Raw genomic sequence first — 12,058 nt, 5'->3', positions numbered from 1 at the left:
ATTGCCAGCAAACCCTCCAGCGCTTGTCGGGGTTAAAACGGCCACCTGCGCTTTTCTTGCTTACTTAGTTCCGAATAAACGGTCTCCGGCGTCTCCTAGACCCGGAACGATATAGCCATGGTCGTTCAGCTTTTCATCAAGCGCCGCAATGTAGATATCGACATCAGGATGTGCTTGCTGCAATGCTTCTACGCCTTCAGGAGCGGCGATGATGCACATGAAACGGATTTTTTTCGCGCCGCGTTTTTTCAATGAATTAACAGCTTCAACTGCTGAACCGCCAGTAGCGAGCATCGGATCCACCACGATGAATTCACGTTCTTGCACGTCGGAAGGCAATTTCAAGTAGTATTCAACCGGCTGCAAAGTTTCTGGGTCACGGTACAAGCCGATATGCCCCACTTTCGCTGCTGGGATCAGTTTTAAAATTCCATCGACCATGCCGATGCCGGCGCGGAGAATCGGAACCACTCCTAGTTTTTTGCCTGACAATACATTCGACTTGGCCAATTGGACAGGCGTCTCGATTTCAATTTCCTCTAATGGAAGATCGCGCGTGATTTCAAAGGCCATCAACGTTGCGATTTCATCGACAAGCTCGCGGAATTCTTTGGTGCCCGTTGATTTGTCACGGATGTAAGTCAATTTATGCTGGATTAACGGATGATCAAATACATGTACTTTTCCCACTGCGAAACAGCTCCTTTTCAAACTTTATCCTATCTAGTATAACAGAATTTTTTTACCGCGACTCACTGCTTGCCGCATTGAGATTTTTCAGATTTTTTTCGGCTCAGGGTTTTAGGCTGCCATAAAACTTTCCCTCTCCCGCAGCGGAAAGGGTTGCTGTCCAATAGAGCCCCTTTTACAATCGCAAAAAAACCGGAGCATGGATGCTCCGGCTTACAATAGATTCGCTTCATCGAGTGACATCGGGCGATAGAAATAATAGCCTTGGCCGACACGGCAGCCCAGATTGATGAGCATTTCGCGCTGCTCATTCGTTTCGACTCCTTCTGCCACCGCCAGCATATGGAGATTCTCCGCCAGCTGGATGATTGTACGGACAATCGCCATCGTTGCAGGCTCATGCATTTTTGATATGAACGAACGGTCGATCTTGATTTCGTGTACAGGCAGTTTCTGGAGATAACTCAGCGATGAGTAACCAGTTCCAAAATCATCGATGGAGCTTGTAAAGCCGAAAGCTTTCAAGCGGTTAAAGACTTTATAAGCTGTTTCGATATCAACAAAGCCGATGCGCTCAGTGATTTCAAGCCGGATCAAGCTTGGTTCGATATCGTATTCGGCCGTGATGTCCACAAGGTATGGAATGAAAGAATGATGGAAGAAATGATCGGTAGAAATATTGACCGCCACTTGCCGCAGCTCCATGCCAAGATCCCGCTGTTTTTGGAGCCAAAAGAGCACTTTCTTCATGACAAGCTGTTCCAGCTCACGAATTTTACCGCTCTTTTCCGCCACCGGGACGAACACTTCAGGCGATATCGTCCCAAGGTCGGCGGAGAACCAGCGGGCAAGCGCTTCAAAACCAGTGATTTTGCCGCTGTCCAACTCCACTTTCGGCTGCAGATGCACATCGATTTCCTCACGCTTGATAGCGGCTGTCAGCTCATTTGCTATCCGCAAATCCCTCATCATGAATTCATCGTGTTCGTTTTCGTAATAGCAGATCGACTCACCTGCCCTCAGCTTCGCTTTTGACAGCGCACTGTCCGCATGGCGGATCAACTCATCGGCATCGTGCTGATTTTGGGTAACGATCGCGATTCCCATCTTCAGCGTCAGGAACAATTCCAGATCGTGTACTTTCACGGGCTCGGCAGCGCATTGCGCCAGCACATTGAGAATATCCGGTACTTTAGCGAGCGGCGTCAAGCAGAAAACGGCAATGGTTGAATCTGAGAAACGCGCCACCAAACTATCCATCGGCAATGGCGACAACAAGAACCGCTTGCCGATTTCCCGGATTAGCGCGTCGCCCGCCCGATGCCCATATTGGTCAACCACTTTGACGTACTCGTCAGTGGACAAGAACGCCACGAAACCTTCTTTGTTTTCTGCCATCAGCGTTTGGGTTTCATTCATAAAATAATTGCGGTTCGGCAAATCCGATTCTTTGTCCAAGAATGCCAAGCGCATCATTTCCTCCTGTTGGCGGAAATACTTGATCGTCAGCGACACAATCGGTGCAAACTGTTCAATGAACTCCCGATCTGCAGCTGCCAGTGCATTCTCTTCCTTGAAGTAGATTCCAAATGTGCCGATGGCGTCCCCAGCGGCGTCCAGAATCGGTACCGACCAGCTTGAAAACAATCCGTAGCGCTCCACTAGTTCCTGATGGCCGGACCATAACGGATCGGTCCGCATATTCTCCACTACGACTGTCTCTTTCCGGAAATAAGCAGCGCCGCAAGTCCCGACTGTAGCTTCGGCTTTAATCTCGCTGACTGCATCGTGAAATTGCTGAGGCATCGAATTGCCCGCTCCCGATTTGAATTTCCCATCTTCCCCTACTAATAAGACAGTGCATTTCGCGCCGTCCTGGAAGAACGATTCCACCACCGTGCAAGCTTTTTGCAGCAGCGCACTAAGCATATAGCCTTTTTCCAAGTCATTATAAGTTTCCTGCTGCAGCTTGATGAGCGCTTCCGCACGTTTTCTGTCCGTGACGTCCCGGTGCAGCATCAGCGTGAACTTCACGTCCGTTTCATCGAGGGTAATCGGCTGGATTGTGATTTCGTTCCAGAAAGGCATACCGTCTTTGCGGTAATTGACGATTTCCTTAACGCAGGCTTTACCGGTGTCGATGCATCCGCGTATTTGCCGGCTGATTTCCATATCCGTTTTCGAACCATGCATGAATTTGCCGTTTCTCCCGACCACTTCGTGCACAGGGTACCCGCTCATCTCACAAAATGCTTCGTTAGCATAAATGATAGGATTATCTTCCGCTTCAGGATTAGTGATGATAAAACCCGTCTTGAACTCTATTCCCAGACGCTGAAGCCAGTCGATAATTATGCGCGTTTCTTTATTTCTCTTATCATTCTGCATATGCGGGTCCTCCATGTTCATCGGATGTATTTTTAGACAAAAAAACAGCTGCCTATAATTAAACCTTTGGCAGCTGTATTCCCTTATTTGTACAACGGAAAACTCGCTGTCAGCTTCGCTGTGCGCTCCGCTGCTTCTTTTTTAACCGCTTCGTTTTCAGGGTCTTTCAATAATGAAGCCATGATAGAAGCGATTTCTTTCATTTCAGGTTCTTTGAATCCTCTGGAAGTCACAGCCGGCGTTCCTAAACGGATGCCCGAAGTGACAAATGGGCTTTCAGGATCAAATGGAATCGTATTTTTGTTTGTCGTGATGCCGACTTCGTCAAGTGCGTGCTCAGCCACTTTTCCTGTCAGATTCAATGACCGCAAATCGAGCAGCAGCAAATGGTTTTCTGTGCCGCCGGATACGATATCGACTCCTTCAGCCATCAGCGCTTCCGCTAATGCTTGCGCATTTTTGACCACTTGGTCGATATACGTCTTGAATTCAGGCTGCTGCGCTTCTCCGAATGCTACCGCTTTAGCAGCGATTACATGCATCAAAGGCCCGCCTTGAATGCCAGGGAAGATGGTTTTGTCGATTTTTTTCGCGAATTCTTCTTTGCAAAGAATCAAGCCGCCGCGCGGTCCACGAAGTGTCTTATGTGTAGTTGATGTGACGAAATGTGCATGCGGCACTGGGTTCGGATGTGCACCCGTAGCTACCAGGCCTGCGATATGCGCCATGTCGACCATCAAGTATGCACCTATTTCATCCGCAATTTCACGGAATTTAGCGAAATCCAATTGGCGGGAATATGCACTTGCGCCAGCTACGATCATTTTCGGCTTGTGTTCAAGCGCAACTTCACGCACAACGTCGTAATCGATTAATTGCGTGTCTTTGTTAACGCCGTATTCCACGAAATTATACTGCATTCCGCTGAAATTAACTTTGCTGCCATGTGTTAAATGGCCGCCATGGTTCAAGTTCATGCCGAGAATCGTATCGCCTTTTTCCAGAACCGCCGTGTAAACTGCCATATTGGCCTGTGATCCTGAATGAGGCTGGACGTTCGCATGTTCTGCGCCGAAAATTTCTTTCAAGCGGTCGCGTGCAATATTTTCTACAATGTCTACAAATTCACAGCCACCGTAATAACGTTTGCCCGGATAGCCTTCCGCGTATTTGTTCGTTAAAACTGAACCTTGGGCTTCCATTACTGCTGGTGACACGAAGTTTTCAGAGGCGATCAGTTCAATGTTCGCTTCCTGACGCTGCTTTTCTGCTTCCATTGCTTCATAAACTGCCGGGTCTTGCGCTTTAATCAATTCCATCTCCATCTGTAAATCCCTCCTGTAAGTGAACAAGCTGACGATTGTAGCGCGCACGCTCCCCGCCGATCAATTTCGGCCGGGTTGTAGCGGCTGAGACAATCGCTTCTCCTATTAGTTTAACAGAAGTTCGGAGTGGAACGGCTACTCTTTTTAAATGCATGCCAATCATTGTTTGTCCGATATCGATTCCAGCATGCGCCTGAATCTCTTCGACAACGACTGGATCGTTCATTGCAGTGAATGCGTATGCGCTCATTGAGCCCCCAGCTTTCGGCACCGGAATAACCGTCACGGGCTCCAAACCGTATTTTTCCGCTGCCTGCCGCTCGATTGTGATTGCACGGTTAATATGCTCACAGCCTTGGAAAGCCAGAAAAATGCGATGGCGCGCGGCGAATTTCTCCAGCGGCTTGTATAAGCTTTCCGCAATATCAAGACCGCCGCCAGTGCCGATGCGCTGGCCTGCCACTTCAGATGTCGAACAGCCGATAACGAATACCTGGCCTTTCTTGAACTGGATCTGCTGCTCTAATTCACTAAGAACTTCTTCAAGCTGCAATTCCCATAAAGTCTGCATATCGCCCACCCCTTCGATTAGTTTTCGAGGTTAGAAATTTTCTCTATGCGGTTCTGGTGGCGTCCACCTTCAAATTCCTCTGCCAGCCAAGTTTTGACGATTTCCCGTGCAAGGCCAGGACCAACAACGCGTTCGCCCATAGCCAGGATATTGGAATCGTTATGCCCTCTCGTCGCTTTCGCGCTGAATACGTCATGGACTAGTGCGGCGCGGATGCCTTTGACTTTATTCGCTGCAATCGACATGCCGATTCCTGTGCCGCAGATCAGGATGCCGCGGTCGTATTCGCCGCTCGCGACTGCATCTGCAACCGGTTTAGCATAATCCGGATAATCCACCGAATCGTCTGTCTGTGGCCCGAAATCCTTGTATTCTATACCTGATTCATCCAGTAAATTCATGATGTCCTTGCGCAGCACGTTGCCGCCGTGGTCTGAAGAAATAGCTATTTTCATGAAAAACCCTCTTTTCTGTTTCTATTTGAGCGGATCGCCAAAAAAAGCTGCTTCCACTTTTCTATTATTCTAACATTATTGCAGTAAAAAACCTACACAGCTGGCACGCAAGGCACGATTGATCCATGCCAAATTAAAAAGCCATCCGCTTTTACGCAGATGGCCGGCTTTCATTATCCATTTAATTTATCCACAAGTTTATCAATCAGCACTTTCAACTCGTTGTAAGTCTGTTGATAAGTAGCCAAGGAACCGCCGTAAGGGTCACTGACATCTGCCAGACGCCCTTCGGCAAATTCCTTCAGCGTGAAAATCTTGTCGCCTGCTTCCGGATGATTTTGCACCAAATATTGCTTATGGGTGGCAGTCATCGTCAAAATCAGTGACGACCAGCGGATATCCCCTGGCAAAAGTTGCTTGGACATATGCTGAAAAGCGATTCCGTCTTCTTCGAGCACGGTGCGGGCATGGCTTGATAACGGTGCCTCGCCGGCAAAAATGCCAGCTGACCGCACTTCAACTCCAGGCAACTCTTTCGCAGCGAGCAAGGCCTGCGCCATCGGGCTGCGGCACGTGTTTCCAGTACAAACAAAGAAAATTTTCATCATCTCCACCGCCTTGTCATTGGGTTAGCAGAACCATTTGTGATCGGCCGCTTTTTCAAGCCGATTCATCATGGCGTCGCCTTTTTCAACATTCGCCGATACTGCCGCCAAGATCATGTCGGCATCCATTAAATCACATTTCCGCAAACTGGCGTAAAGCGTTTCCGCAGTCAATGGGAAATGGAAATCAGCCGTTTTAAATTCATGTTCACTTAAAATGGCCACTTTTTTACCATCTTTCTGTACATGCTGAATCGCTTTTTCAATCAACGCCGGATCATTTTCGATCAAGTAGACCGGAGCCTCCGGCGCATAATGGATATACTTCATGCCGGGTGATTTCGGTGCGTTTCCTTGGATTTCAGAAGACAGCCTCACTTTGCCGATCACGTTTTCGATCTGTTCTTGCGAAATCCGTCCCGGCCGAAGAATCACTGGCGGTTCCGAGGTCATATCAAGCACCGTCGATTCCAGCCCGATAGCTGTCGCACCTCCGTCCAGAATGAGCGGGATTTTCCCTTTCATGTCATGGTAGACGTGCTCTGCTAATGTCGGGCTCGGTTTGCCGCTCGTATTCGCACTCGGCGCTGCGAGCGGAAACGGCAGCCGTTTCAATAAATTCAGCGCCACCGGATGGTCCGGCACGCGAATGCCTACTGTAGAAAGCCCGGCAGTGACATTATCCGCAAATTGGTCTGGTTTTGCTTTGACAATCAAGGTCAATGCACCCGGCCAAAAAGCGTCCATGCATTGAAGAGCCAGCGGCGAAAGCTCTTCTGCATATTGTAAAGCACTGTTTTTTGAATCGACATGGACAATCAGCGGATTGTCCGCTGGCCGCCCTTTCGCTTCAAATATTTTTGCGACAGCATCCGGATTTGTGGCATCCGCGCCTAAACCATAAACCGTTTCTGTCGGAAACGCTACAATGCCGCCATCTTTAAGTATTTCCACAGCCTGTGAGTAAGTTTCTTCCTTATTCACATTTTTATCCACAAGTATGGTTCCTGTTTGCATGTTAACAACTCCTATTTTAACAGGTTTTCTATCGTTCTATCCACAAACAGTGGATAAGTTATGTGAATCTGCCGATAAAATGTTAGTAACTACGCGTTGATGCAAAAGACCATGCGGTCATTTTTGTTGATATCTTTTTTGACGTATATTTCTGCCTGGGGATAAGCTTCTTTCAACAAGGATTTTACCGCTTCTCCTTGGGCATGGCCGATTTCAAAACCGATAATTCCGGGTTTATTCACCAAAGCAGGCAATTCACGGGCCATGCGGCTGTACAAAGCAAGGCCTTGATCATCAGCGAATAAGGCAGTATGAGGTTCAAAATCACGCACTGTGTCGGATAGTTCAGCTTTTTCATCATATCCGATATAGGGCGGGTTCGATAAGACAATGTCCCATTTCCGCCCACGGATCGGCTCCGTCAGATCGCCGAGCTTAAAATCAATGTCCGCTCCGTGCCTCGATGCATTGCGTTCCGCAGTAAGGAGTGCGCTTTCTGAGATATCCACAGCTGCAACTTCTGAAGCTGGCAGTTCGCATTTCATCGTGATGGCGATAATGCCGCTTCCTGTTCCGATGTCAACAATCGAAGGGTCTCCGGCCGGAAAATAGCGCTGCACCAATTGAAGTGTTTCTTCTATTAGCTCTTCCGTTTCCGGACGTGGAATCAGTACATCTTTGTTCACTTCGAATTCGCGGCCATAAAATTCCTCGACGCCCGTCAGATGCTGAACCGGTACGCCTGCTGCATGCTGTTCAATGTTGCGGCGGAAACGTTCATCCTGCTCCGGGTCCAATGGATCGCGAAGAGAAGCGAGGAGTCCAGCCTGAGACATCCCGAGTTCATGCTGCAGCAGAATGCGCGCTGCATTTTCTTCGCGGCCTTTGGCTTTTAAAAAAGAAGAAGCCCAGTTAAGGGCCTCAAATACACGTCTCACATCAGTCATTGTTCAAAGCTTCCATTTTGGCAGACTGCTCTTCCACAACCAAAGCCTCCACGATTTCATCCATTTTGCCTTGCATGATTTGGTCCAATTTCTGGATCGTCAAACCGATGCGATGGTCCGTTACACGGTTTTGCGGATAGTTATATGTGCGGATCCGTTCAGAACGGTCGCCGGTGCCGACTGCTGATTTTCGGACAGCATCGTATTCAGCTTGTGCTTCCTGCTGGAACTTATCGTAGACACGCGCGCGAAGCACTTTCATTGCGCTCGCTTTGTTCTTGATCTGGGATTTTTCGTCCTGGCATGTTACGACTGTGTTCGTCGGAATATGCGTCAAACGCACCGCTGACATTGTCGTATTGACCGATTGTCCACCTGCCCCTGATGAAGCGTAAGTATCGACACGGATATCATTGTCGTGGATTTCAACTTCCACTTCTTCCACTTCCGGCAAACAAGCTACCGTTGCAGTAGATGTATGGATACGGCCGCCCGATTCAGTTTCCGGAACCCGCTGAACGCGATGCGCCCCGTTTTCGTATTTCAATTTCGAGTAAGCGCCCTTGCCTGAAATCATGAAGACGATTTCCTTGAAGCCGCCGAGCCCTGTCGGATTTGAATCCATGACCGTCACTTTCCAGCCATTCGATTCCGCATAGCGGCTGTACATGCGGTATAGGTCACCCGCAAACAACGCAGCCTCATCGCCGCCCGCAGCTCCGCGAATTTCCATGATGACGTTTTTGTCATCGTTAGGGTCTTTCGGTATCAATAAAATATGAAGGCGCTCTTCAATCGCTTCCAATTGTTCTTCCAATTCGCTTACTTCTTCTTTCACCATTTCGCGCATATCGGCATCAAGCTTATCGTCGAACATAGCTTTCGCGCCTTCCAATTGCTCTTTGGTGTCTTTGTATTCACGGTACGCTTCCACCGTATCCTGCAAATCCGACTGCTCCTTGGAATACTCGCGGAGCTTGTTTGTATCGCTGACGATTTCCGGATCGCTCAGCAATTCATTTAATCGATCGTATCGATCTTCTACAGCTTGTAATCGATCAAACATCCCAAATCACCTCTATTTCTATTTTCAATGTGTTGTTATAATTCTAATCGTCGCTTCGGACGCTCAGGGCATGGCTTACGCCATAAGCCGGGAAGAACACCCGTCTTATAGCTCCGCCCAGCCCGTGTTCGCGCCTCCGCTTAGAGATTTAATTATTGATAAGTGTCTTTTATTGATTAGAGGAATATGTTCTAAATTTCTCTTCTATATTAGTTGAACTAAACAATTATCATAAATATACCGTGTCAGTGCTTAAAAAAATCTCTGGAGATATGCAGCAAAACAGCTGCGACTCCTGCGGAATAGCGAGACTCCCGAGACCCCGCAGGAAGCGGAGCGACCGAGGAGGCTTGGGAGCGAGCCCGCGGAAAGCGCAGCTGTTTTGCGGAATATCGACGATTAAACTACTAGTTCAACTTGTATATAAAAAGATCAACAAAAGAACTTGCTGCTATTTATTAACAGTAACGCCCGCTGGCACTTCGTGATGGTGGCGGCAGCGCGGCTCGTAGGCTTCGGATGCTCCAACTAAGATTGTCGGATCATCTGAACCTGCTGGCCGGCCGTCGATGAGGCGCTGGGTGCGGCTTGCGGGTGATCCGCATACGGTGCAGACAGCCTGCAATTTTGTTACTTGTTCAGCAATTGCCAAAAGGGTGGGCATCGGACCGAATGGACGGCCTCTGAAATCCTGGTCAAGGCCCGCTACGATGACTCGGAATCCGTGATCCGCAAGTTTCTGGATGTTGTTGATGATTTCTCCGTCAAAAAACTGGGCTTCGTCGATGGCAATGACGTCAAAATCATCCGAGATGTAACTCCACATTTCTTCGGAATGCTCGATTGGCAATGCGATGACTGTTGTTCCATTATGCGATACGACCGCTTCTTCACTGTAGCGGTTGTCGATTTTCGGTTTAAATACGGCGATTTTTTGTTTTGCAAATTGTGCGCGGCGCACACGGCGGATCAATTCCTCCGATTTCCCTGAAAACATGCTTCCGCATATCAGCTCTACCCAGCCTGACTGTTTCATAACGTACATATGTGAGACCCCTTTCAAACACTTTTATCATTACTTATCATACCTAAAATTCATGCTGATTACTGCTTTTTTATCTATATATTGCCTTCGGAATTGGTTAAATTGCCGGGCTGATAGGGTTTATAAACGAAAAAATACCTGCCTCGCGTTTTCGCGCTGGGCAGGTATATTTTAATCTTACTCTTTGATTTCTTCTTTGATGCCGTATTTTTTGTTGAAACGGTCTACGCGGCCGTCTGCAGCAGCAAATTTTTGGCGTCCAGTGTAGAATGGGTGGCACTCTGAGCAAAGCTCGACGTTGATGTTCTCTTTAACAGAACCTGTAGTGAAGCTGTTGCCGCAAGAGCAAGTTACTGTTGCTTGTTTGTAATCTGGATGAATACCTGTTTTCATGTGTTTTTCTCCTCTCGCCCTGAACCATCTGGAACAGAGTTCATAATCTATTTTGCTATTGCCTTACATGGCTCTTTAGGCCATATATGCAATAGTCATGTATCAATTCACTTTCATAATCATATCAAATGCATCTCGCTTTTGCAAGTAATTAAATCATCTTTTTGCTGCCGCGATGTGCTTTCATTTCGCTGTTGAGCTGTTCGAAAAACTCTTCGTTGGTTTTTGTCTTGCCAAGCTTTTTCAGGAAACGTTCGCCGAAATCGGATGAATCCGAGAACGTTTTGCGGATTGACCACAATCTTTCGAGCTGTTCCGGATCCAGCAGCAATTCCTCTTTCCGCGTGCCGGAACGGCGGATATCGAGCGCTGGGAAAATACGGCGTTCTGCAAGGCTGCGGTCCAGATGCAGCTCCATATTGCCGGTCCCTTTAAATTCTTCATAAATCACTTCATCCATGCGTGAACCAGTATCGATCAACGCTGTCGCCAAAATCGTCAAGCTTCCGCCTTCTTCGATATTGCGCGCTGCGCCGAAAAAGCGTTTTGGCCGATGGAATGCTGCCGGGTCAATCCCTCCTGAAAGTGTACGCCCGCTTGGCGGAATAACCAAATTATATGCTCGGGCCAGGCGCGTGATCGAATCCATCAAGATGATGACGTCGCGTTTATGCTCAACAAGGCGCATCGCGCGTTCCAAAACCAATTCTGCCACTTTGACGTGGTTTTCCGGCACTTCATCAAACGTCGACGAAACGACGTCGGCATCTACGGAACGTTCGATGTCGGTGACTTCCTCCGGGCGTTCGTCGATCAGCAAGACAATCAATTCCGCTTCAGGATGATTGGTCGTGATCGAATTCGCGATTTCCTTCAGCAGCATCGTCTTGCCGGCTTTCGGCGGGGCGACGATCAATCCACGCTGGCCGAATCCGACAGGCGCCACAAGATCCATGATGCGCGTCGATAAATGGTCAGGCGTCGTTTCAAGCTTAATCTGGCGGTCTGGATAAAGCGGCGTCAAGCCCGGGAAATGGACGCGTTCTTTTGCGACTTCCGGGTCTTCCCCATTAACCGCTTCAACTTGCAGCAAGCCGAAATAGCGCTCGTTTTCTTTTGGCGGACGCACTTTTCCGGATACTTTATCGCCGTTTCGCAAATCGAATCTGCGGATTTGGGACGCTGAAATGTAAATGTCCTGCGAACTCGGAGAATAATTAATCGGGCGCAGGAAGCCGAAACCTTCCGACTGGATGATTTCAAGGACGCCTTCCATAAAGAAGAAGCCTTCTTGTTCTGCGCGTGTTTTCAAGATTGCAAAAATCAATTCTTTTTTCGTCAGTTTGCTGTAATTGGTCAGCTTGTATTCTTTCGCCAAATTATAAAGCTCTTTCAGCGTCATGTTTTCCAATGCGGAAATTGTAATCGTTGTCATTAATGGACACCACTCTTATTTATTTTTTAGGAAGCTGTTTTGGGGATTGTTCGTTGAAAGTAAGGAAAGATTTTTAAAGAAGGAGCCCGGCAATATGCCGGACTCATTTTGAAGTATGGAT

At 48.2% G+C, this 12,058-nt stretch carries 12 protein-coding genes; all 12 read right to left on the bottom strand.

Going from position 1 to position 12,058, the window contains the following annotated elements; all coding sequences use genetic code 11:
• Window positions 1–60: 60 nt before the first annotated feature.
• Window positions 61–690 carry a uracil phosphoribosyltransferase gene (gene upp, locus QMA09_RS06300; protein WP_290212462.1) on the bottom strand — a complete coding sequence of 210 codons (630 nt, stop codon included), beginning with the start codon at window positions 688–690 and terminating at the stop codon, window positions 61–63.
• A 213-nt stretch (window positions 691–903) separates the two neighbouring features.
• Window positions 904–3,078, bottom strand: coding sequence for a putative bifunctional diguanylate cyclase/phosphodiesterase (locus QMA09_RS06295; protein WP_290212461.1), 2,175 nt, complete (start codon window positions 3,076–3,078; stop codon window positions 904–906).
• Between the two features lie 83 nt (window positions 3,079–3,161).
• Entirely contained in the window at window positions 3,162–4,403 is a 1,242-nt protein-coding gene (glyA, locus tag QMA09_RS06290; RefSeq protein WP_421958233.1) for a serine hydroxymethyltransferase, read from the bottom strand.
• Window positions 4,384–4,974: a TIGR01440 family protein gene (locus QMA09_RS06285; protein WP_135500184.1), complete on the bottom strand. Its 591-nt coding sequence runs from the start codon at window positions 4,972–4,974 to the stop codon at window positions 4,384–4,386. The genes glyA and QMA09_RS06285 overlap by 20 nt, the downstream gene beginning before the upstream one ends.
• Before the next feature lie 17 nt (window positions 4,975–4,991).
• Window positions 4,992–5,429: a ribose 5-phosphate isomerase B gene (rpiB, locus tag QMA09_RS06280; protein WP_135500183.1), complete on the bottom strand. Its 438-nt coding sequence runs from the start codon at window positions 5,427–5,429 to the stop codon at window positions 4,992–4,994.
• Between the two features lie 173 nt (window positions 5,430–5,602).
• Complete coding sequence (locus QMA09_RS06275; protein ID WP_338325005.1) at window positions 5,603–6,037, bottom strand: low molecular weight protein arginine phosphatase; 435 nt, start codon at window positions 6,035–6,037, stop codon at window positions 5,603–5,605.
• Between the two features lie 21 nt (window positions 6,038–6,058).
• Window positions 6,059–7,051, bottom strand: a complete 993-nt coding sequence (locus tag QMA09_RS06270; protein WP_290212460.1) for an L-threonylcarbamoyladenylate synthase — start codon at window positions 7,049–7,051, stop codon at window positions 6,059–6,061.
• 89 nt (window positions 7,052–7,140) lie between these two features.
• On the bottom strand, window positions 7,141–7,998 hold the full coding sequence (gene prmC, locus QMA09_RS06265; RefSeq protein ID WP_135500181.1) for a peptide chain release factor N(5)-glutamine methyltransferase: 858 nt from the start codon (window positions 7,996–7,998) through the stop codon (window positions 7,141–7,143).
• Entirely contained in the window at window positions 7,991–9,064 is a 1,074-nt protein-coding gene (gene prfA / locus QMA09_RS06260) for a peptide chain release factor 1 (protein ID WP_290212459.1), read from the bottom strand. The genes prmC and prfA overlap by 8 nt, the downstream gene beginning before the upstream one ends.
• A gap of 451 nt (window positions 9,065–9,515) precedes the next feature.
• Window positions 9,516–10,109, bottom strand: coding sequence for a thymidine kinase (locus tag QMA09_RS06255; protein WP_135500179.1), 594 nt, complete (start codon window positions 10,107–10,109; stop codon window positions 9,516–9,518).
• Between the two features lie 177 nt (window positions 10,110–10,286).
• On the bottom strand, window positions 10,287–10,502 hold the full coding sequence (rpmE, locus tag QMA09_RS06250) for a 50S ribosomal protein L31 (RefSeq protein WP_135500178.1): 216 nt from the start codon (window positions 10,500–10,502) through the stop codon (window positions 10,287–10,289).
• Window positions 10,503–10,653: 151 nt separating this feature from the next.
• On the bottom strand, window positions 10,654–11,937 hold the full coding sequence (gene rho / locus QMA09_RS06245; RefSeq protein ID WP_135500177.1) for a transcription termination factor Rho: 1,284 nt from the start codon (window positions 11,935–11,937) through the stop codon (window positions 10,654–10,656).
• Between the last annotated feature and the right edge of the window lie 121 nt (window positions 11,938–12,058).

Source organism: Planococcus sp. APC 3906 (genome assembly GCF_030407685.1).
GTDB classification, from domain to species: domain Bacteria; phylum Bacillota; class Bacilli; order Bacillales_A; family Planococcaceae; genus Planococcus; species Planococcus koreensis.
This window is presented reverse-complemented; position numbering and strand designations above follow the sequence as displayed.